This window comes from Deltaproteobacteria bacterium CG11_big_fil_rev_8_21_14_0_20_42_23, assembly GCA_002796345.1.
In the GTDB taxonomy this organism is placed as follows: Bacteria; UBA10199; UBA10199; order 2-02-FULL-44-16; family 2-02-FULL-44-16; genus 1-14-0-20-42-23.
In genome coordinates, this window is record PCXC01000060.1 from 21,216 (window position 1) to 43,482 (window position 22,267).

Consider the following 22,267-nt stretch of genomic DNA (forward strand, 5'->3'; position numbering starts at 1 on the left):
GCGTGAGAGAAAAACATCAAATCACCACTAAAATTCCAACATCGTGGTAAGCCTTGCCATCCACGCAATATTTGCTTTGTCTGCTGGGATAGCACTTACAATTGCACCGGGATCAGTTAAGTTTACTTCGATATCGTAGGCTTTTCCTGGCAACAACACTCCAAGGTCCAGAGCTGTGTAAAGGTTTTCTAAAAATTGTGCTTCAAGTGAAATATCAGCTTCAACTCCGTACCAACGTCTCCACATGCTCGAAGTTTTTTCACTGATGACTGGTAAGTTTGCCGTTCCCGTTAAGGCGGCGAAGTCGACATTCACATTCTTTTTGTGAGCCCAAGCTGTTGTGACTTTTCCTCCAATTTTCCACCAACGTTTTTTGGGCAATGTGAACTTGTGTTTGTAGCCCGCTGACAGATAAAGCGCGTTATTGATGTAGTTGCCGGTGATGGGTTTTCCGCCAACAAGATTTGCACCTGTTGTGACATCATACAGTGTTGGGCTTGTTCCCAGAGGAATATTGAACATCAAGTTTGCAATTTGATAGTCTGGACGAAATCCAAGTTGCGTAATTTTTGAAGAAAGAATGCGTTGATCACCTTGAGCAAAACCTGTTTTCACATTCCACTCGCCACCAAATTTATATTCGGCACCAGCTTCCAATGCTGCCATCACCACTTGAATATCTTGACCTGCGGGAAGACAGATAATGCCACCACTTCCGCAAGTGTTGCCGGCAGCTGCAGCTCCGATACCCTCAAAAGCAATCCCATCAACAGCAAGCCCAGTTGTCACTTTTCCACCAACAAAAATACCTTCGGCTTTTACATAAACATTTCCGTATTTGTATTTTCCGTACAGATCTCCGAAGTAAAGATTGGTATTACCATCAATGCCCGATGCTACCGAGTTTCCCGCTGCATCGGTAACTGTTATCGTAGTTGCACCACTGTTTCCAGTTCTGCGACGATATCCACCAAGTACGCCTAGTTGCATATTGTCTTGCTCATACAAAACAAAGGCGCCCCACTGGTTGGCGTCTTCTGAATTGCTTTTTACTTGGCCATCTAGACCATCGGTGCGCGGATCGAACTGCGCTTCGAAAGGAATATCCCACGCAAGGCCTGTGCTGATGGAACCTGGGCCGCCAAGATCGTATTGAACAAGCCAAGCGATGCGATCTTGCATATCGCCAAAATCACTTTGACGTTCTTTTCCATCATTTTGAAAAATACCAAGCCCCCAATGCGAAGGCTGACGACCAATGCGAAACAAACCAATGGGCGAAAGAATATCAGCCCATACAGCGCGCACATTGATAGAGCCATTTTGTCCAGCTGTTCCACCCGTTACATAAAACGAACCAGCACCCGGCGGAAACGTAAGCGTACCAATAGCTGGAGCCAGCACGTTGAGTTCTTGTGTGTTGCTACTGCCAAAGGTAACGTTATCGAGCACATCAAAAATACTGTGCAAGGCCACATGATCATTTAATTTAAAGTGTGGCTCGAGGCGAAGGCGCATTTGATTGTACGAAATATAACCAAAGCGATCATTCGAATTTGGAATAGCTGAATTCGGCGACTGCAAATCAAAATCGTGGCCATTAACAACACGATTTCGATAATATCCATGAATGGAAAAATCTGAAGCAACTGCCGTGGAAGAAAAAAGAAGCAAAGAGAGAAAAGAAAAAAGAAGTATGTTTTTTTTCATGCGATCAATCTTGTGTGAAGTGAAAATTAAGTTTAGCAACGGTGCGATTTTGTATCACGCAGATAAAAACCCTGCAACTTTAATTCTGTAAGAGAGGCTTTATTCATCCTCTTTTGAAATTAAAAAGCGGCGTTAGAAAGCCGCTTTTTTTTCTCCTTCAACATGAGATTTGCTTTGAGAGAAAACAAAAAAAAGAAATCAAGAAGCTTTCGTGTGCAAAGCGCCTGAATATAACTGTTGGCGAAGTTCTTTCAACACATCCTGTTCGCTCAGTTGAGGGTTGCGCGATCTAATACCAGCCAGGATGAGTGCACGACTCAGCTTGACGAGTTGTAAACCTTTTACAAAACGCTCTTCCATCGTAAGCTTTCTCCACAGTTCATCATAACGCTTCTGCACTTCAGGATTCGTATCTGATTTCTTCATAGAGTTTTTCCAGTCTTGCTTCGAAACCTTTTTGCTTTGCCCACTTTCAAGATACACTTTGTCTATAGCATACCCCAAAGCAAACAAAAAAAAGGCAGCTCGGAGTGAGCTGCCTTTTTGAATTGTGTATCTACTGCAAAAAGCGTGGGAGCAACTGCTTACATCATGCCGCCCATGCCTCCCATACCACCCATTCCGCCCATGCCGCCAGCAGATGGAGAATCTTTTTTGTCTTCAGGCTTATCAGCAACCATGGCTTCAGTTGTGATCATCAAGCCTGCAACGCTTGCTGCGTTTTGAAGCGCAGTACGAACCACTTTCGTTGGATCGATAACACCAGCTGCGAAAAGATCTTCGAACTCACCTTTGTAAGCGTTGAAGCCTTCGCCGCCTTTGCCTTCTTTAATGCGGTTTACAATCACAGCGCCTTCAAGGCCTGCGTTTTGTGAAATGCAACGAGCTGGAGCTTCAAGCGCTTTGCGAATAATGCCAACGCCCCAAGCTTCTTCATCAGCTGCTTTCACTTTATCAAGTGCACAGCTGCAACGGATAAGAGCAACGCCGCCTCCTGGCACAATACCTTCTTCAACAGCTGCGCGTGTTGCATGAAGCGCATCTTCAACGCGAGCTTTTTTCTCTTTCATTTCAGTTTCAGTTGCAGCACCAACATTGATGACTGCTACGCCACCAGAAAGTTTTGCAAGGCGCTCTTGAAGTTTTTCGCGATCGTAATCAGAGCTTGTTGCTTCAACTTGATTTCTGATTTGGTTGATGCGGCCTTCGATAGCAGAAATTTCACCAGCACCATCAACGATGGTAGTGTTTTCTTTGTCGATGGTAACGCGTTTTGCGCGGCCAAGTTGATCGATAGTAAGGGTATCAAGTTTAATTCCAAGATCATCAGAAACGAACTGACCACCAGTTAAGCAAGCGATATCTTCAAGCATTGCTTTTCTTCTGTCGCCAAAGCCAGGAGCTTTAACAGCAGCAACGTTAAGCGTGCCACGAAGTTTGTTCACTACAAGAGTTGCAAGCGCTTCGCCTTCAACATCTTCGGCAATAATAACAAGTGGACGACCAGATTTTGCAACTTGCTCAAGCACGGGAAGAAGATCTTTCATACTTGAAACTTTTTTCTCATAAATAAGAATGAACGCATCTTCAAGAACAGCTTCCATGCGTTCTGGATCAGTTACGAAGTATGGAGAAAGGTAACCGCGATCGAACTGCATTCCTTCTACTACTTCCAAGGTTGTTTCCATTCCTTTTGCTTCTTCAACAGTGATCACACCTTCTTTGCCCACTTTTTCCATAGCTTCTGCAATGATGTCACCGATGGTAGAATCGTTGTTCGCAGAAATAGTTCCTACTTGAGCAATTTCTTTGTGGTCTTTAGTTGGTTTTGAAAGTGTTTTCAATTCAGTAACTACAGCTTCAACCGCAAGGTCAATTCCGCGTTTAAGCGACATTGGGTTGTGACCAGCTGCAACAAGGCGTTGGCCTTCTGTGTAGATAGCTTGCGCCAAAACCGTTGCTGTTGTGGTTCCGTCTCCGGCGATGTCTGAAGTTTTTGAAGAAACTTCTTTCACCATTTGAGCGCCCATGTTTTCGAAATGATCAGAAAGCTCGATGTCTTTTGCAACTGAAACACCGTCTTTTGTGATAGTTGGGCTACCAAATGATTTTTGAAGAATTACGTTACGACCTTTTGGTCCAAGAGTAACCTTTACTGCATTCGCAAGAGTGTTTACACCTTTAAGGATTTTTTCTCTCGCCTCTTGGCTGAAAATAATATCTTTTGCCATGATTGAACTCCTTGTTAAAATTCTAGTTAGTCTGCTCGAGTGAGCAAAAATTATCCAACAATACCCAAAATATCATCTTCACGCATGATGATGAAATCTTCTCCGTCTACTTTCACTTCTGTTCCAGCGTATTTTGAGAACAAGATACGGTCGCCACTTTTCACTTCAAGTGGTTGAATTTTTCCGGAGTCGAGAATTTTTCCGTTTCCAACTGAAACAACTTCACCTTCTTGCGGCTTTTCTTTAGCAGAATCTGGAATGATGATCCCGCCTTTGGTTTTTTCTTCTTCAGATACACGCTTTACGAGTAAGCGATCTTGAAGAGGACGAAACTTTGGTGTACTCATGAAACCCTCCTTGTTAAAACAGCTTGTGGTTAAAAAAATGTTATTTTTTAGAAGTTTAGACATTTGGCACTCATCGAATGAGAGTGCTAACAGCTCAAACCAGGCTCACATATAATGCCATTCCTTCACTTGTCAAGAGATGGATGTTCATTTTTTGAATTCTCTCACAAAATTCTCCCGAACCAGGCCTGCGTTATGAGGAAGCAACCTTTTTCGAAACCTGCCGAAGAGTGATTGCGTGCGTCATAACGGCAGCGCAGTGCATCTTGCACTCTGGTGGGCTTTCGCTAGAAGAGCACGCTGCAAAAACTTCCTTATCTGGTGAAGGAGAAATGTAGGATCATCAGGAGGGACATCAAAGGATACTGTTTGAAGAATTTTACCATCACCAGCAAATCAGCCATAGTTGGCATTTTCCTGTTCACCACTCTTTTCTGCATCGCTTGCAGCCAAAGTGCGCAGCAGCACATTCCATTCATCCCCGAGTCTGAAACAGCGCCGCAAAGCGAGAGCCCACAAGCGCCGAGCTCAGACTTGGTAGCTACACTTTCCGATCAAGTAGGCGTTGAACGCATCACCTACCATATTGGGCCCATCAACCTCACCAGCAAAGAAAAATCTTACGAACAGGCTGAAGCCTTCAGCCAAATGAACTTCAAGCTCGATCATCCCATGTGGGTCTTGGGATTCGAACCAAAAGTGGTCACGGGCACTGGCGAAGAACTGCCAGCCCAACTGCTAAAACGCGTGAGCCTCATCAACAAACATGAAGACAACATTCTGTGTAAGGGGAAAAATGAAGGGAATACCTTTGCTGTTGCCAACAGTTTGCTCACCAAGGTCAACTTCCCCAAAGGCTACGGCTACCCACTTTTGCCGTCGGACCCCATTGAAGTGAATGCACATATGGAAAATAATTTGGATCAAGATTTTTATGATGTTTATGTTGAAATCACCCTCGTCACAAAACCGCTAAGCGAGTTTGGCACAGTAAAAGACCTCACCCCTCTTTTTCTCAACTTCGACCCTTGCAACGACGGCACACTGGATATCACGCCCGAAAGCTTGGATGAAAAAACGGCAAGCTATGAACTTCCGCTGAAGGCCAAGTTGGTGTTTGCGCATGCAGTGATTGACGATTACGGCGTCTCGTTAGAACTGCTGAAAAATCAAAGCAATGATGCTGTGTGGGAAGCCGATGCCGATTTGGATGCAGACTCGCACATCATCAACATCGAAAACAATCCCTTCGAAGATCCACAAGGCACAAACTTCAAAAGCGGTGACGAAATCACCTTGGGCGTCACCTACAACAACTCATCAGACCAATGGCTCTACGACAGCAACGCCGCAGCCATGCTGTATTTCTCGGTGGAATAGTTTTTTGGTGCAATGACTTTATCTCCTCTCCCTGAGGGAGAGGATTAAGGTGAGGGTGACAATTCACGTTGTCCTCTTTCCTCCAGAGGCGGAAAGAGCCAGCAAATCTCCTTCAGCCTTTCTGTATTTTCTCTTGAAGTAAGCTTCATTTTACTGAAAAAAGGAATAAGCAACTTTTTCATACATCCGTCGATAAACAATCTAGAAATGGCAACACTTCCCATACAACTTCGCCTCCCTTTTTCAGGGCAAATAACAGGAAGCAGCGCTGCACCGCACACAGCACTTGCCACTCCTCAAACTCCAACAATCCAAAAAAAGATTGGACACTGGCTCGTTCCAACTGGAAACGATGAATTTCTCTTGCCAAACGAGCTCCATCCTCTTCAAGCTCGTCCCATTTTATCTCAAGCACCTCATGGTGCCATCGTGTCTGTAGGAAGTGAACGTTTACTTTTTCATGCACTCCAAATGCCTTCTGTAACACATATTCTTGGAGTTGATTATTCACCTTCAATTGTTCGCTTTCACCGTATTAACAATGCTCTCCTACGAACTTATGATAGTTGCGACAACTATATGCAGGCCAGAACATGCGATAACTACGAAGTTTGGAGAAATCATTTCACCTCAGGAAATCTCACTCATGATGAGTATCTCGCAGTAAGTGATAAAGAGACATTTAAATGGTGGTCTCAAGTTATAGGACCAAACAAAGCTTGGAATTATGTTTATGAAAAAGCTGAAGAAGCCAACTCACCTTTTTACGGTGTACAGTACATGGGGGACGCTAAGCTCTTTTCGCAAGTAGCATCGCTCGCACAAAGAGGTGCTTACACTGCCATGTGCATTGATCTTGGAGAAGCTGCTGCGCTTGAACAATTAGCCACAAATGTTCAGCAAAACTTTGAGCCGATTAGTGTGTTTGATTTAAGCAATGCTTGGCAAGATGAGTTTCCAAACAGTTACCTTGGCGTCTTAAAAACTGCCACTCTTCTGGAAAGCATTATCCCACTTATGCATGTTCACGGCTTAATACTGTTCACAATGGGAACACGCTTATCTTTCAACATTACCAGAATGGTCTATGTTGGTTTTCGGGTACAAGCACTTCATCAAATGCTGGGGAAGAGTGACACTTGGACCGGGAAAAAATATACAATGCAGCATGTCGTTATTCGCATGGCTGATATAATCAAAAGACAACTCACATTGGCAAACCAAAATAAACTCTGTTGCATGGATGGTATTGTAGTCGATGAAATGTAAGCAAGGTGTGAGGCAAAATAAATTTCACAAATATGTTTAGCCACGAAATGACAAAAAAACACTCCCCCTCGCCTCACTCCTCTACCCTCTAGGAGAGGAAGAAAATCAAAGGCATCATTACACCAAACAAACTGAATCTCAGCCTCAGCAACACCTTTTGCTACTAGGGTCAATGTTGAGTTTTAATACCGCCGCACACATCACGTCGCCACCGCATCACGCACATGACGAGTATTGCAAGACCACCAATTGTCGACATAATCCACCACCAACCAACAACTGGCCAACCGTACTGCACAACACCACCCAAGTAGTGAATCCCACCGTATGCGGCACCGGCACGCGCAACAGCAGCCATGGTGTGATTGATACTCTGCAAATATGCATGAAGTGTTTCGTGTGTATCAGTACTAATGAGATAATCGATGTAAGGAAAGATGAACATCTCTCCCAAGGTAACACATAACAACGCCGGTAAGAGCGTATAAACATTCCAATAGACGGCAAAACACATCATACCCAATGTCATACAGATAAGTCCGAACAACAAACCACTATCACGCCATCGTGAATGCAGTATGGTAAAAAGTATGCGTACACGCTGTTGACCAAGAACGATGATCAATGCATTCAACGAAAGAACAATGCCTACATACGATGGAAGCACTAATGTCTGCTCAAAATAGAGTGGGACGAGTTCAAAAATTTGTAAAAAAAGAAAGACTGCAATACACGATATCCCAATTAAACCAAATCCTCTTCGCACTCCATAGCTATCACCATCATCCCAGATATTGCGAAAACACTCTCTCCACGTAATACCAGAGGCAACTCCTGGCGTTCGCTCTAGCATCCACTTAGCCATGCCAGCGGCAATAACAATACAAGCAGCTGTACCCAACACCACCCACCGCGGAGCATATTCATACGGCAGATAAAATGCCACAGCAGTGCCGATGGCAGTGCCAGCATTAATCCCAATATACATAGCGGTAAATCCCGACATACGGAATTCTACCGGCAAGCGATTCACATAGCCACGACTGGCAACACCAGTAATGGAAAACCCAATCCCAGCAAAAGCCAAAGCTCCCACCACACCAAAAAATGCCGTACTCCATGCAACAATGAACAAACCAATCGCACCCATTATATAACCAATAACTTGGCTTCGCTGATAACCGATTCGTTCCACCCACGGTGTCACGACAATAGATAGACCACGCTCAGAAAATCCGTAGACAGCTACAGCTAATGCCACTTCGGACAATGAATAGGCATATGGTGCGCGCTGTAGTAAAATCGCCAAGATCGGCATCAAAAGATAATAGCCAACGTAATAAATAAAACGTGAAATGTAGACGCCGCGAATGTGTTGAGTTGATGTCGCTGTCATTTATGACATTCATCTTTCTGTGCCGTCGTATTCAATTGTCGATGCTGATACTGCTGCACCGCGTTCCCACATTGTACATTTCGATTGGCTGTGTTGTATTCGTCAATGTACTCAGAAAATTGCGGAACGATCTGTGCGCCGATATCGATATGCGCGCGCAATTTTTCCACAGTGCTTAATCCTTGTGGATCGCTCCGTAATGCCAACATATAAAATACCACCGCATCCTGCGATCTCCCCAAATGTTCTAAACATTGGGCATGCATAAATGCCGCTACCGCTTGGCCCGGTTGCCCAATTGCAAAGGCGCGCAGATATGATGCCGCCGCAGCTTCGATCTCACGCCGCTCTATCTGTACCTGCCCAAGATGCAAGTGCAAACGCGGATCATTCGGACAAAGAGCAACGAGTTCCATGGATTTTGCTAATGCCATATCGAGATCACCAAGCCATAAAGCCTCTTTGGTACGACTTTCCAAAACCGGATGCAACATCTCCTTCGCAGCAATGTGATAGAAATCAAAATCAGGATCGTCGGCGAACTCATGTTCAACATGCACAATCAACTCACGGGCGTAATGTTCAGCCTGCTCCATGACCGCATGAACTGCATCACGATCGTTACGCATTTGGGGAATAAAGCCATAGACGCGATAGTAGCGACTCAAAAAACGGAGACGATCCACAGAGTTGATCTGCAATCTATCCGTATCTAAAATCTCCCAGTGGCGTTTACACCACTGATCAGCAACCTCCACATTATGAGCATGTTTGATATTCGCGATGATCATTTGATAGGATGCGTGCAAGGCAATCAAGCTATCACGTGGTGCACGCTCATAAATTTGCATAAACGGATCAAACGAAAAGTCTTCGATAGCATTGGCACCCCAAAGACTGTGCTGCGCCATGGAAGTCCAATACATAATCTCATATGACGCCACAATAGGCTGCGCATGGTCCGTTGCGCTTCCCAGTTGGTAGGCCACATCGTACAAACACAACTTACTCAAAAGCTGCAGTAGCAACGATTGTTGTGGCCGCTCTAATATTGAGTAACTGCTGACGGCATTTTGTAACGCTTCCCATTGCAGTGTATGCCAAGTTTTCGGTATGCGTAACGGATCATCGCTGATATATTCGCCAAATCCTGCAGCTACAAATAAATCACGGCGAAATGTTTGCGGCAACACTGACTGGATTAATGGCAGTGTTTTTTCAGCAAACAAATTGTCATACGCTATCAAAGGTGCAAAGGCATGAAATGGCGCGTTGGCTGGCACCTGACTTAAATTGAGATACGACTGACAAAGCCAGCCGGTATAATTGCATAACATAACATTCTCCTTTTCATGACAAAGTAAAAGGGGCAACCACCCAGCAGTCGCCCCCTCACCGTTAGAAACGGATCGTAATATGATCTCGCGTATCTGCCGTTATGTAGCGTGTAAACATAACATCACCCCCTTTCATGTGATAATCAGTGTTACAACCATCATGCCAACACATACAATCGTCTAAGATATTGAAATCATGTCAGCCACAATAGGAGTGATCCGCATTTCTGTAGTAAAGCTGTTCTGTTTTACGAATTTCAGAACGTCGATATTGGAGGAGGGATGACAAAAAGAATGAAGCAAAGAGATCGACACTTCATTTCACTCATTCACAATGGGCATAGTGACAAACAAGCATTGCCTTCTTACACCACTTGAATCTCAGCCTCGGTAACACCTTTTGCTACGAGGGCTTCAATATTGAGTTTTGCTTCTGCCCGCTGAAGTTCACCTGGCCTGGTTTTGGTGGCGGGTTTGTCTGGCATGAGGTAGCTGCAGCAGTCGTCGTGCGGTTCGCATGAGGTGTCGTAGGTGCCTATTTTTTTGGCTTCATCGATAATTTCTTGTTTGTCCATTCCAATCAGCGGACGAAGCATGGGCATGCTAATCACTTCTTCGATGTGTGCCAAGTTGCTTAAGGTTTGCGACGCCACTTGCGAAAGCACTTCGCCCGAAACAAGGGCAAGCGCCCTCTTCTGCTGCGCCAGCTTTTCTGCAATGCGCAACATAAAACGCCGATACAACAGCACGCGATATTCTTCGGCCGAAGCCTTGATGATGGCTTGCTGAATTTCGCCAAAAGGAACAATGGCAATTTCTGCTTTGCAACGATCGCGACAAACGATTTCGGCAAGGTCTAACACTTTTTCCACCGAAGCGCGGCTAGTAAATGGTGCAGAATGAAAGTGAATAAAAAACGGTTCACATCCGCGGCGCATCATTCTAAAACTTGCAAGTGGCGAATCAATTCCGCCCGAAAGCAAACAGGCAAGTTTCCCCGCAGAAGCAAGTGGCAAGCCACCTGCAGCCTGAAGCCTTTCGGTTGAAACATAAGCTTCGCCATTTTGCAGTTCGATGGAAAGTTCCAAAGCTGGATGTTTCAAATCTACTTTCCATCCTTTTGTTTCCACCACGCGCGCGCCAATTTCGCGGCTAAGCTCTTCCGACTTCATCGGGAAACGTTTGTCCGCCCTTTTCGTTCGCACACAAAAACTTGTTGGTGATTCGCTTGGCAATAAGCTTTCGCATGTTTTCCAAATGGCTTCCAAGGTGAATTCTGTTTTTACGGCAAGCGCCATGTTGGAAAGTCCAAAGACGCGCTGCAGTTTTTGCATCGCAAACTGCGCATCAAACCCTTGCGGCAGATCCACACACAACCTGCCAAACAATTTGCGCAGCTTCAGCACTTCGGCATCGCGACCAAGCGCAAAACGAATGTTGCGCGCAACCTGATCTTCAAACATGCCACGGTTTTTCCCCTTCAAGCATAACTCGCCGTAGTGCAAAACAATGGTGCGATGATTCTCCATAAATGCTTCCTCTCAAAAATGAAGCTGTCGTGTGCTGCGTTCACCCCAAGTTGTCAAGCCAACTTGTGAAGAAGCTCGCCCAAATTTACCAGAAAGTGCCTGGCACTTTTTGGTGAATGAAAAAAAATTCTAACGCTGCAAAGTGCTAAACTTGAGAAACAAAAGCCTTTTTTTTCAGCTGTACACAAGACGGAACACGGACGCAAAAAATCCTTTGACACCACTATATATAGTGGTAATAGTCCGTAGATAGGCACAATATGTTGTGGATAAAACAGATGAAAACTTGGGGATAAAGATGTAAGTAGCTAAAAACAAAATTGTTTTCACAGCTTCTTTATCCACAAGCCTTAAAATACTGCTTCACTCACAAAAAAAAGACCTGTTATACGACTTTAAAACTACTCCGAAGCCTGCTGCTAAAATGCTTCTGCACGTGAAAAGCCTTTGAGCACACTGCTTCGGAATCACGAAAACTGGGGGAATCATGGCAACAAAAGAAAGCGCACTCAAAAAACCACGCGGCAAAAAAAAGGGGGAAGTACGAGCCGTAAAAAAGGGAATCAGTTTTTCTCGTTTTTTCACTCGTCCCGGCATCAATCCTCTTGAAGAATTAAAGTATTCCAAGCGCTCTTCTTTAATTACCAATCCCGACGGCTCGGTTGTGTTCAAAATGGACGACGCCGAAGTTCCCGAAACCTGGTCGCAACTTGCAACCGATATTTTAGTTTCGAAATATTTCCGCAAACGCGGCGTTCCTGGAAAAGGATATGAGTCCTCCGCAAAACAAGTGGTGACACGCATTGCACGCTCCATCAGAAAAGCTGGTGAGGAACTGGAAAATTATTTCGCCACCAAAGAAGATGCCGATATTTTTGAAGCAGAACTCACGCACATGCTCATCACGCAGAAGGGCGCCTTCAACTCGCCGGTGTGGTTTAACTGCGGACTCTCCCAAGAATATGGCATCGAAGGCAGCGGCGGCAATTGGTTTTGGGATCAGCAAAGCAACGCCATGGCGCAAACAGCCGATGCCTACAGCCATCCACAATGCTCTGCTTGTTTTATTCAATCAGTCAACGATGACCTCATGTCTATTTTTGATCTCGTGAAAAACGAAGCGCGTCTTTTCAAATTTGGATCAGGAACCGGAACAAACTTTTCGCGCATTAGATCTCGTCACGAAAAACTTTCTGGCGGTGGAACTTCATCTGGTTTGATGTCTTTCCTCGAAGTTCTAGATCGCGGAGCTGGCGCAACCAAATCTGGCGGAACCACGCGCCGTGCGGCCAAGATGGTATGCCTCGATATCGATCATCCAGAAATTTTTGATTTCATCACCTGGAAAGCGCGCGAAGAAAAGAAAGTAGCTGCGCTCATTAAAGCTGGCTATCCGTCAGACTTCAACGGCGAAGCCTACAAAACCGTTTCGGGCCAAAACTCAAACAACTCGGTTCGCGTCTCCGATGAATTTATGTACGCGTACTTGAACGACGAAGAGTGGTCTACACGCGCACGCACAACGGGCGAAAAATTGGAAACCTTCAAGGCTCGCGAGCTCATGCACAAAATGGCAAACGCCGCATGGAGTTGTGCTGACCCTGGCATTCAGTACGACAGCATCATCAACAAATGGCACACCTGCAAAAACACAGACCGCATCAATGCAAGTAATCCGTGCGTCACCGGAGATACACTTGTAGCAACAACTGAAGGCTTGAAGCCTATTCAAGATCTGGTTGGAAAAACAACTGATCTTCTCACTTTTGATGGTCGCGTTGTTCACGTGGGAAAAATTTTCCCAACAGGTTTCAAAGATACTTATGAACTTCGTACAAAAAGTGGATACACTTTAAAACTCACTGCCGATCATAAAGTATGGACAGAAAACAGAGGCGATGTTGCTGCGAAAGACTTAAGCTCTGAAGACAAACTCGTGCTTATTCCTGGGCATTTTGGCCAGGCTCATCTCGATCAGCAAATGGCCGAGTTTATTGGATTAGCGCTTGGCGATGGATGTAAAGCAACAGACGCTCAAGGCAGCATCACCATTACGATGGCAAACGAAGAAAGCGAAATTCTGGAAGAAGTCGTTGCTTATCTCAACACTGTAAAAGAAAACAGAAAAATTGCTGGCGTTCGCTACACTGAAACAGGCGCAAGAACTTCAACTTCTGCAGAAATGGTTACTTCAATTGTAGATAAATATGCCACTCTCAATGAGGGTTCACATAAAAAATCTCTTCTCACTTCAGCGTTCGAACTTGATAAACCAAGCGTAGCTGCGTTGTTAAGAGGTCTTTTCACTTCCGATGGAACAGTAGCCAACTATGGTGAAAAATCTCAGTATGTAGCACTCGATTCAAGCAGCCTCGAACTCCTTCAACAAGTGCAAAAACTGCTTCTCAACTTTGGCATTAAAGCAAAGTTGTACATCAATAGACGAGCTGGAAAATTAGAATCACATCTTCCCGATGGAAATGGTGGTTTAAAAAAATATGCTGTAAAAGAAATGCACTCTCTTCGCATTAGCAGATCTTCTCGTGTTCTTTTCGAAGAATTCATTGGTTTTCATCCGAAAAGCAAAAAAGCGATTTCACTGAGACAGCTCAATGAAAGTGTTGGCACTTATCTAGACACCCTCACAGATTCTTTTGCTTCACTCGAATTTCTTGGAACAAAAAAAGTCTATGACCTTACAGAGCCCATCACACACCATTTTGCCGCTGATGGCATTTTAATTCATAACTGCTCAGAGTACATGTTCCTCGACAATTCGGCTTGTAACTTGGCGTCACTTAACTTGATGAAGTTTTATGATGAAGCGAGCAACAGCTTCAACTTGGAAGGCTATCAACACGCTGCAAAAGTGTTCATCACGGCACAAGAAATTTTGGTCGATTTTTCTTCTTATCCAACAGAAGACATCGCAAAAAATTCTCACGATTACCGCCCACTTGGCTTAGGATATGCGAATTTAGGAACTTTGCTGATGGTGCAAGGTTTGTCTTACGATTCCAACGCCGCACGAAATTGGGCATCACTTTTCACCAGCATCATGCATGGTGTGGCGTACAAAACGTCAGCTGAAATTGCAGCGCAAAAGGGCGCGTTCCCTGGTTTTGCAAAAAATCGCGAGCCCATGCTTGAAGTCATCAACATGCACCGCGATGCAGCTTATGCCATTCCAAGCAATGATCTTCCCGCTAGCTTTGTTTCCATCAACAAAAAGATTTGGGATGATTGTTTAACGCTTGGTTCAAAACATGGCTATCGCAATTCGCAAGTAACCGTGTTGGCACCAACGGGAACTATTGGCCTGCTCATGGATTGCGACACCACAGGTATTGAGCCAGACTTTGCACTTGTGAAATTTAAAAAGTTAGCGGGCGGCGGATATTTTAAAATTATCAATCGTTCGGTTCCACTTGCTTTGCAAAAACTTGGTTACGCTAAACATGAAATTGATGACATCATCAATTATATTCAAGGAACATCATCGCTCGCAAACGCACCACACATCAATGTTGCAAGCTTGCGTAGCAAAGGGTTTAACGATCAAGACATCGCAACTATCGAATCACAACTTCCTGGCGTATTTGAACTTGGATTTGCGTTCAACCCTTACAGCCTTGGCAAAGAAGCCATGGGTCGTTTTGGTTTCACCGAAGAGCAATACAACAAACCTGGTTTTAATTTATTAAAAGAACTTGGCTTCAGCGATGCTCACATCAAAGAGGCAAACGTTCATATTTGTGGTTGCATGACCATTGAAGGTGCACCGCATCTCAAAGATGAGCATCTTTCTATCTTTGACTGCGCAAACAAATGCGGCGAAAAAGGAAAACGTTTTCTCTCTCCTATTTCTCACATCAAAATGATGGCAGCTGCGCAACCGTTTTTATCCGGAGCCATTTCCAAAACGGTAAACGTTCCACACGAAACAACAGCGGAAGAAATTGAGCAGCTCTATGTAGAAGGTTGGAGATCAGGATTGAAAGCTGTTGCTATTTATCGTGATGGCTCAAAACTTTCTCAAGTTTTAACTTCAAGCAGCTCTGCTGAAAATGAAGATGAAAAAGCTGAAGCAAAAAAATCACCTGCACAAACAGAAGCGCCGCTCGCAGCGCAAGCAGCAAAGCCTATTCGCCGTCGATTGCCTAAAAAACGAAGAGGGCTCACACACGAAGCAAGAGTGGGCGGACACAAAGTTTATCTTCGCACTGGTGAATATGAAGATGGTGGGCTTGGCGAAATTTTCATCGACATGCACAAAGAAGGCGCTGCTTTCAGAAGCATGATGAACTGCTTTGCCATCGCTATTTCACTTGGTTTGCAGCACGGCGTTCCACTTCAAGAATATGTCGACTGCTTCACCTTCACGCGCTTCGAACCAAACGGAACGGTGGATCATCCCAATATTAAAATGTCGACTTCGGTCATCGATTTTGTATTTCGCGTTTTAGGCATGGAATATTTAGGCCGCACAGACTTCGTGCAAGTAAAGCCTACAAAAGATGATGATGTAAATATTGCGGTTCAAATGGATGAACTCGAACGTAAAGTTGCTCACAACAAAGTTCAAAAACAAATTGAAGAAACTGAAAAAGCAGAAGCAACAGTCGTAGCAACAAAAACAGAGAGCGTCATTGGAAGCGTTGGAAACATCCAAGCCACAAGCACTAGCTCTGGAGTAGTGGTTTCACTTTCAAGCAGCAAAACAACATCGGCAGCAAATAAACACTTGCAAAACATGATGGGCGACGCGCCATTTTGTGACGGATGCGGACACACCACCGTTCGCAACGGCTCATGCTACAAATGCTTGAACTGTGGAAATTCGATGGGCTGTAGTTAAGAAGAAGGGCACATAAAAAAATAAAAACCGGACAGTGGAAACACTGCCCGGTTTTTTTATGTTTTGTTTTTTGTCATTGCGAGTTTTGCGAAGCAAGACGTGGCAATCTCCTCTGGCAATTGAATGAGGAGATTGCCACAGTCGCTATGACAGAGAATTGTAGATCCCCGCGTTCCTGCCAAAGGCAGGCAAGCGCGAGGATGACAGCAAATTGTTTGAATTGCTGGATTGTAAAAACTCAAAAAAACTTTTTCCAATAACGCTCGGTGTTTGAAGTGAGAAAACAAATGAGGAGTGCGCTTAAGCAACCAACTACTGCATCAAGAATGTAATGTTGCTTCACGAGCACTACCGACACCGCAACAATCAATGTCATCACGATGAACGGCAAACGCCACCTTGGCGCGCTTTTCCAGATAGCCCATGTTGCGGCAGTGGGATAAGCTACATGCAAAGAAGGAAAACAATTGGTAGGTTGATCGATTAAAAAATAAAGATGCGAAAGAAAATTCATCACTCCAGAACTAGCACTTAAATCTGGGCGCAACGTCATTCGCACTGGCATAAAATAGAAAAAGAGAAAATGAACGGTGGTCACAGCAAGAAAAGCAACCACTGCTCGTTGATAAGCATGCGCAGTTTTTATCAACACTTGCGTTAAGGCAAGGCTCACAAACACAAGGCAATACCCCAAAATAGCAGATGGAAAAAACGGAAGAGATTGCTCAAAAGCAAAACTCACATCAAAATAAGTTTCGCGATTCAAGTTATAAAAATTGAGCGTCATATAGCCAAAAAGAAAATAGCCAATCAAAAACAAAAACCAATTGCGCTTTTCTTTCGCAGAAATAGCTATAGCTGAAGTTTCATTCATAAACGTGCTCATAAAGGAGTGCGCAACTTGCGTCAAGACTTGTACTAAAACCTACTCAGCATAACTGGCAAGGGAACTTTCGGATTCCCAAATATCTAGTTGAACGATAGGAAGGCCAAAGTTTTTGGCTTGTTCGAAAAACCATTTGGCAATGTTTTCTGCGGTGGGATGGAAGGGAAGCAACTTGCATTTTTCGCCTTGAGCTTTCAGCACTGCAACCAGCGGATCTTTTTCGTTGAGCAGCATTACGTGATCAACTTCTTCGTCAATCCACTTTCCAAAACTTTGTTTCAGCTCTGAAAAATGCATCACCATGCCGCGCTCATCAAGCTGATCACGTTTCAAGTGCAAAGCAGCCTTCGCCGTGTGACCGTGGAGGTGCTTGCATTTGCTGTGATCATCCATCAGGCGATGGCCATAACAAAAGTAGAATGTTTTGCTGATGCTGTACATATGCGGCAGGGCTTAACGCAGTTTTGGCAAAAGGCGCAAGCTTTTTATTCTTCCGCCCTTCGCACACCCACCAAAACAGCGAGAGCAAAAAAGAGGAGAAAAACAAGGCAAGATGAGCTTTTCTCGCTCGCTTGAACTAACGAACAGGCGCCGCCAGAAGCACCACCACCAGAAACTGACCCGCCTCCAGTTGGAGGTGTTTTCGTTGTGGAACAATCAGCCTCTCCCGCAGCACATTCTTCCGGTTGAGAATTTGGGCAACCATCGGGAATACCATCGGCCGGAACTCTTTCGCCTGTATCAGCATCTAGAACAAACTCGCCATTATCCTTCAAAAAGAGTTCTGGATCATTTGGGCAAAGATCAAAACTTCCTACAAAGCCATCTGCGTCTGGATCTCGCGTTGAAGAAACATCAATAAAAGCTGTAGTGAAATTTTGTATCATCTTCTGAGTTGTGCCTCCGTTAAGAGTTACAACTTCTTTTAAACTTCGCATTTGCATCCACTGCGCTTCTTGACCTTCTTCACTTTCAAACGTTCCCGCTGGCATAGTGACAGTACACATCACTTTCCCAAGTTCTAAATTTTTTGAAGTACACGTTGATGCAGAAGCAAAACTTCCAATGCGTGATTCTAATTTTTTTTCACGATAGAAATGCGCTTGAAGATCTGCTGCTTTCACCGCTCTGTCTAAATCTCCACGAATACTTTTACCGTCAATCGTTTGAACCCTGTCTAACATTCTTAAAAAATTATATTCTTCTATTTCTGAAATACCATCTTTAGAATATACTTTCACCGGAGCAAGCTCGAAGGAAAGGGTGATGATGTCTGCATCCTCCGTCTGTTCTAAAGTCATCACATAGTCAGCTGGGTCTTGTGACAAAATATCTTGCGCACAAGCAAATGAAGAAAGTGAAATGAGAACCAATAAAAACGATTTCCAAAACGAAGTATAGTGTAGTTTTCTTTTTTTCATTTTTCCCCCAGACATTGCGATGCGAACACCAAGTAAAAACAGTAAACCAATTACTGCAAGTGAACACATAAAGTCATCTTTTTCCGAAGCACTTGTAAGGCTGCAGCCACCTGCGCCTTTTGCAGGAATGTCATCAGTAACTACAGATTTTGCACCGGTATCACAATTTGTTTCGCCAAGCGAATCGGCATTTTCTAATCCAAATTCATAGTGAAGTCTTTGCTTCGTTGTATCCAAACATGAAACAGCTTTTGAAACTTCTTCATCATCACTTTCCAATGCACAACCATCTTCATCAACTGCAGTCCCTGTTTCAGTTTCTGGGCAGCTATCTTCATCGTCACTCACACCATCTGCATCGGTATCATTTGATTCATCATCAGAAATGAGATGTTGTGGCACTTCAAACTCAGTTGCTGTTGAAAGTGGTTTTTTCTCAGGAAAAATATCTTTTCCATTTTCAACGGCAAGCCTTTCTTCTTTGTTTAGTTCTGTTCTCGCATGCACGTTTATGAGTGAAGTCAAAAGAGAGCGCTCGGAAACAGATTCTTCATCATTATCTCGAATAAACCTCTGTTTTTTAGCAAAAACTTTTGCTTTGTTAAACTCTCCTGCTTGAAACTTGTTCCACAGTTTGAAGTCACTTGTTTCGCCTTCACAGTCTAAACCTTTTTGATCTTCTGCAAGAGCACAGTGAAGATCACCAGACTTAACTCGAGTTTTTTTAGTACTCCTTTGAGATTTTTTCAGAAACGCAACTTTATACGGAAGCTTTGCAATGGCTTTTAACTCATCACCATTGGTCTCGATGTCTGTCTCGCCAATTTGTAAAAAATCAAAAGCATATTCAGAAAAGCTTATCGCACCGCCATCATTCAAACGGAAGGGAAGATAGGCCTTTAGCTTCGTTTTTCCTGCAGATCGTGTAAGCTCAAAACGATACTGTTCAGAAAATTTACTGAAAATGTAATCTTCAAGGTGATCTAAAATCTGCTCGCGACTTCTTTCAGCGCGCACTTCAGATGCTTCTTGTGCCGATTTCAAATTGAGTTGAGGAGTGTGCACTTTTCTAGAAAAAAGTGAAATAAGAAACAAATCATCACGTTCAAACGATTCGTTATATCGTGTGGGCAAACGGAAAGCACAAATTACTTCTAAGATACTTGGATCACTTACACTACATACTATGTTGTAGAACGGATGTTCGGGTGGCGAAGAAGGACAATCAAGAGAACCATGATCTGCTGTTCTTGCAACAGGAGTACAATCTATCGGAACTTGATTAATATAAAGAGGAGTACAATCATCTTGATTAGCTCCTTCGATGCACTTCTCCATATTTACGCGCAAAGGAGATCTCCCATTTAAAAAATTTGGGAGTGTGGAGTCATGCTCAGCAGCAATTCGCACACCCTCATCCAAATGGAACGAAATGGTAAAAGCGTGCTGATCTCCTATAAGTTGATGTACCACGGTATAAGCCTCTTTATCCTGGGGTAAGCAGGCTGAAAGCAGGCAAACGGTACAAAGCAATAAAAATGAAAACCTCTTTCGCATAAGAAAATCCTTTCAAGGCTAAAAGAGCAAATTGAGTGCCAAGAAAAACACCTTTATTTTCAGTGATTTACTATATTATTTTTTCGAAAACTCCTGATTTGACAGATAAAGATGGGGTGTTAAGACTCCAAAATGAGCCAGGAAGATCGTCATTTTTTGATTGCGCCAAAAAAATAAAAAATCTACGCAACTTTTCAAAAACCCACCCGATAATGATGATGCAGGGGGAAAACTGCCCATTTTGCTGGAGATCTTGTTTTTTCGGCAAAAACACCCGTAAGGGGAGAAGATGAACAGAAACACACTTTATACTTTAATGTTTTCGAGCTTTGTCACAGCGAGCATCTTTCTGCTTTCCACACCTGCGCAGGCCGCACCTGCCATTCCAAACATAAATGACGCCATAGCTTGCTACAGCAATCCCGCTAGAGATTGCGATGGAGATGGAATATCAAATGCGCGCGATAATTGCCCAAGACAAGTAAACGCAGATCAAAAAGACACTGATGGCGATGGCGTTGGCGATGTCTGCGACAACTGCGATATGCATAATCCAAACCAAGCAGCTGACGATTGCAGCGACGATGATAATGACACCGTCAAAAACGCAATCGACAACTGCCCACTTACCCAAAACAGAAGACAGGCCGACCAAGATGCCGATGGCCTTGGCGACTTGTGCGACAATTGCCAATACGTTCCAAACGGAAGCTGCGAGCTGAACGAACTTTTCTGCGATGTAGATGACGATGGCACCGTGACGGATGAAGAACTTGCCCTTGGAGGCCAACTGGATGACGATAATGATGGCTTCGGAAACGCATGCATCTTAGACCTCGACGGCGATGGCGTAGCTGACAACAAAGACAATTGCCCCACTATCAGAAACCCAAATCAAGAAGACGAAAATAGAAACGGCCGCGGTGACGCTTGCGACACCGTGAGCCCAATCACTCCTATTGACACCGTTCCTCTTCCAGCACCCTTTGTGTTTGAAGACGAAGGATGCAGCCTTGTTTCAAATGCAGGCCAGTTTAATCCTTTAAGCCTTCTTCTCATGGCTTCCGGCATTGCGCTTTTGCTAGGGCGAAAGAAAAAAGTGTAGGCTTCAAAGAATATTTTCAAAACCGCCGGAAGGCGGTTTTTTTGCAAATCTTAAGCTATTTCGGTCACTTAAGCTTTTTTCCTTTAGAACTTCGCCACTTCCTTAAAAAAAAATGAAATTTCCCTAGCACCCGCCGAAAGAAGCGCTATATAAGACTCTGCTGTCCGTCACCGAAGTAAAAGGAGTGCTGCCATGCATTTACCTCGTCATCTTTTTCTTTCTCTCTTGCTTCTCAGCTCTGCACTCCTTTACACCTTGGAAGCTAAGGCTCAAGGCATAGGAGGGGTATGCAGCGTTGTAGATGTAAATCCCGAAAGCGGCATTGTACGCATCGATACCGATTGCGACCGCGTTGCAGATGAATTTGATAATTGCCTCACCGTAAAAAACGGTGCCTGCCAGGAAAGCATGCACTACTGCGACATTGATGGCGATGAACTTTTATCAGAAGCAGAACTTCGCGCAGGAAATCAAGCCGACTCCAATCAAAATGGAGTTGGTGATGCATGCGAAGACAGTGACCGCGACGGCATTGTCGACAACAAAGACAATTGCATCGACGTACCAAATCCTGACCAAGCTGATGGCAACAACAATGGCTTTGGCGATGCCTGCTCCGACAGCGACAACGATGGCAGAAGTGACCAGCGGGACAACTGCCCAAATGCACACAATCCGCTTCAAGAAGACATCGATGCTGATGGCTTTGGAAATGCCTGTGACAATTGTCCCTTCCAAGAAAATGCAGATCAAAGTGACGATGATGGAAATGGCGTCGGAAATGCGTGTGAACTGGATGAAGACAGTGATGGCATTCAAGACATCACGGATAATTGCCCAAGATCTCCCAACAGTTCCCAACTGGATACCGACGGAGACAGGATTGGGAACGCGTGCGATAACTGCATCGCCATTGCAAATCCAGACCAAACAGATTCAAACGGCAACGGCATCGGCGATGCGTGCCTCTTCACCAACCCCAGCAGCACACCAGCACAAAATGCCGGTTTCCTTTACAAACGAGGCACAGGAAGCTGCACCTTTAGGCTTGTTCCGGGCGGGAACATGCCAAATGGAACAGCTTTGCTGTTAATGCTCTTTTTCTCTTTCGGGATATTGAAATACGCACGAGGAAAATAATGCGAGCAAAATCTAGGGCGTGTTAACACTAATTGACAAAGAAGAGATAAAGTGAGATGTGGGAGGGATGGAACTTACAAAAGCTCAATATGAGCGTATTC

17 protein-coding genes are annotated in these 22,267 nt (G+C 44.3%); 5 read left to right on the top strand and 12 right to left on the bottom strand.

Annotated features, from left to right (window positions below; genetic code table 11):
- Nucleotides 1-27 precede the first annotated feature (27 nt).
- From COV43_07205 to COV43_07220, 4 genes are all read right to left on the bottom strand, one after another.
- Nucleotides 28-1,710, bottom strand: a complete 1,683-nt coding sequence (locus COV43_07205; GenBank protein PIR25062.1) for a hypothetical protein — start codon at nt 1,708-1,710, stop codon at nt 28-30.
- 198 nt (nt 1,711-1,908) lie between these two features.
- Entirely contained in the window at nt 1,909-2,223 is a 315-nt protein-coding gene (locus tag COV43_07210) for a hypothetical protein (GenBank protein PIR25063.1), read from the bottom strand.
- Between the two features lie 71 nt (nt 2,224-2,294).
- Nucleotides 2,295-3,941: a chaperonin GroEL gene (gene groL / locus COV43_07215; GenBank protein PIR25064.1), complete on the bottom strand. Its 1,647-nt coding sequence runs from the start codon at nt 3,939-3,941 to the stop codon at nt 2,295-2,297.
- A gap of 50 nt (nt 3,942-3,991) precedes the next feature.
- Complete coding sequence (locus tag COV43_07220) at nt 3,992-4,288, bottom strand: co-chaperone GroES (GenBank protein PIR25065.1); 297 nt, start codon at nt 4,286-4,288, stop codon at nt 3,992-3,994.
- A 369-nt stretch (nt 4,289-4,657) separates the two neighbouring features.
- Here COV43_07220 and COV43_07225 point away from each other — a divergent pair, with 369 nt between their 5' ends.
- Entirely contained in the window at nt 4,658-5,668 is a 1,011-nt protein-coding gene (locus tag COV43_07225) for a hypothetical protein (protein PIR25066.1), read from the top strand.
- 44 nt (nt 5,669-5,712) lie between these two features.
- Here the strand turns inward: COV43_07225 and COV43_07230 are convergent, their stop codons facing one another.
- Nucleotides 5,713-5,892, bottom strand: coding sequence for a hypothetical protein (locus COV43_07230; protein ID PIR25067.1), 180 nt, complete (start codon nt 5,890-5,892; stop codon nt 5,713-5,715).
- Between COV43_07230 and COV43_07235 the strand changes: the two genes are divergently transcribed.
- The gene (locus COV43_07235; protein PIR25068.1) at nt 5,876-6,937 is read left to right on the top strand and encodes a hypothetical protein; all 1,062 of its coding nucleotides are present in this window, start codon (nt 5,876-5,878) and stop codon (nt 6,935-6,937) included. The genes COV43_07230 and COV43_07235 overlap by 17 nt on opposite strands.
- 169 nt (nt 6,938-7,106) lie before the next feature.
- Here the strand turns inward: COV43_07235 and COV43_07240 are convergent, their stop codons facing one another.
- From COV43_07240 to COV43_07250, 3 genes are all read right to left on the bottom strand, one after another.
- Nucleotides 7,107-8,333, bottom strand: coding sequence for a hypothetical protein (locus COV43_07240; protein PIR25069.1), 1,227 nt, complete (start codon nt 8,331-8,333; stop codon nt 7,107-7,109).
- A complete protein-coding gene (locus tag COV43_07245; protein PIR25070.1) occupies nt 8,330-9,670 on the bottom strand; it encodes a hypothetical protein in 1,341 nt (446 codons plus the stop codon). Before COV43_07245 ends, COV43_07240 begins: the two co-directional genes overlap by 4 nt.
- Before the next feature lie 365 nt (nt 9,671-10,035).
- Nucleotides 10,036-11,199, bottom strand: coding sequence for a tRNA 4-thiouridine(8) synthase ThiI (locus COV43_07250; GenBank protein ID PIR25071.1), 1,164 nt, complete (start codon nt 11,197-11,199; stop codon nt 10,036-10,038).
- A 487-nt stretch (nt 11,200-11,686) separates the two neighbouring features.
- Between COV43_07250 and COV43_07255 the strand changes: the two genes are divergently transcribed.
- On the top strand, nt 11,687-16,057 hold the full coding sequence (locus COV43_07255; GenBank protein ID PIR25072.1) for a response regulator SirA: 4,371 nt from the start codon (nt 11,687-11,689) through the stop codon (nt 16,055-16,057).
- A gap of 238 nt (nt 16,058-16,295) precedes the next feature.
- Here COV43_07255 and COV43_07260 read toward each other — a convergent pair whose 3' ends face one another.
- From COV43_07260 to COV43_07275, 4 genes are all read right to left on the bottom strand, one after another.
- A complete protein-coding gene (locus COV43_07260) occupies nt 16,296-16,943 on the bottom strand; it encodes a hypothetical protein (protein PIR25073.1) in 648 nt (215 codons plus the stop codon).
- A 39-nt stretch (nt 16,944-16,982) separates the two neighbouring features.
- Nucleotides 16,983-17,384 carry a 6-pyruvoyl tetrahydrobiopterin synthase gene (locus COV43_07265; GenBank protein PIR25074.1) on the bottom strand — a complete coding sequence of 134 codons (402 nt, stop codon included), beginning with the start codon at nt 17,382-17,384 and terminating at the stop codon, nt 16,983-16,985.
- Between the two features lie 44 nt (nt 17,385-17,428).
- Nucleotides 17,429-19,837 carry a hypothetical protein gene (locus COV43_07270; protein PIR25075.1) on the bottom strand — a complete coding sequence of 803 codons (2,409 nt, stop codon included), beginning with the start codon at nt 19,835-19,837 and terminating at the stop codon, nt 17,429-17,431.
- 154 nt (nt 19,838-19,991) lie between these two features.
- A complete protein-coding gene (locus COV43_07275) occupies nt 19,992-20,195 on the bottom strand; it encodes a hypothetical protein (protein ID PIR25076.1) in 204 nt (67 codons plus the stop codon).
- A gap of 15 nt (nt 20,196-20,210) precedes the next feature.
- Here COV43_07275 and COV43_07280 point away from each other — a divergent pair, with 15 nt between their 5' ends.
- Both COV43_07280 and COV43_07285 read left to right on the top strand, forming a co-directional pair.
- Complete coding sequence (locus COV43_07280) at nt 20,211-21,026, top strand: hypothetical protein (GenBank protein ID PIR25077.1); 816 nt, start codon at nt 20,211-20,213, stop codon at nt 21,024-21,026.
- Nucleotides 21,027-21,218: 192 nt separating this feature from the next.
- Nucleotides 21,219-22,166: a hypothetical protein gene (locus COV43_07285; GenBank protein PIR25078.1), complete on the top strand. Its 948-nt coding sequence runs from the start codon at nt 21,219-21,221 to the stop codon at nt 22,164-22,166.
- The last annotated feature ends 101 nt before the right edge of the window (nt 22,167-22,267 follow it).

Coding starts and splice junctions, on each gene's coding strand:
- COV43_07250 (PIR25071.1), bottom strand. CDS start 11,199: ATGGAGAATCATCGCACCATTGTTTTGCACTACGGCGAGTTATGCTTG.
- COV43_07230 (PIR25067.1), bottom strand. CDS start 5,892: ATGGGAAGTGTTGCCATTTCTAGATTGTTTATCGACGGATGTATGAAA.
- COV43_07265 (PIR25074.1), bottom strand. CDS start 17,384: ATGTACAGCATCAGCAAAACATTCTACTTTTGTTATGGCCATCGCCTG.
- groL (PIR25064.1), bottom strand. CDS start 3,941: ATGGCAAAAGATATTATTTTCAGCCAAGAGGCGAGAGAAAAAATCCTT.
- COV43_07205 (PIR25062.1), bottom strand. CDS start 1,710: ATGAAAAAAAACATACTTCTTTTTTCTTTTCTCTCTTTGCTTCTTTTT.
- COV43_07245 (PIR25070.1), bottom strand. CDS start 9,670: ATGTTATGCAATTATACCGGCTGGCTTTGTCAGTCGTATCTCAATTTA.
- COV43_07285 (PIR25078.1), top strand. CDS start 21,219: ATGCATTTACCTCGTCATCTTTTTCTTTCTCTCTTGCTTCTCAGCTCT.
- COV43_07220 (PIR25065.1), bottom strand. CDS start 4,288: ATGAGTACACCAAAGTTTCGTCCTCTTCAAGATCGCTTACTCGTAAAG.
- COV43_07280 (PIR25077.1), top strand. CDS start 20,211: ATGAACAGAAACACACTTTATACTTTAATGTTTTCGAGCTTTGTCACA.
- COV43_07260 (PIR25073.1), bottom strand. CDS start 16,943: ATGAGCACGTTTATGAATGAAACTTCAGCTATAGCTATTTCTGCGAAA.
- COV43_07255 (PIR25072.1), top strand. CDS start 11,687: ATGGCAACAAAAGAAAGCGCACTCAAAAAACCACGCGGCAAAAAAAAG.
- COV43_07235 (PIR25068.1), top strand. CDS start 5,876: ATGGCAACACTTCCCATACAACTTCGCCTCCCTTTTTCAGGGCAAATA.
- COV43_07240 (PIR25069.1), bottom strand. CDS start 8,333: ATGACAGCGACATCAACTCAACACATTCGCGGCGTCTACATTTCACGT.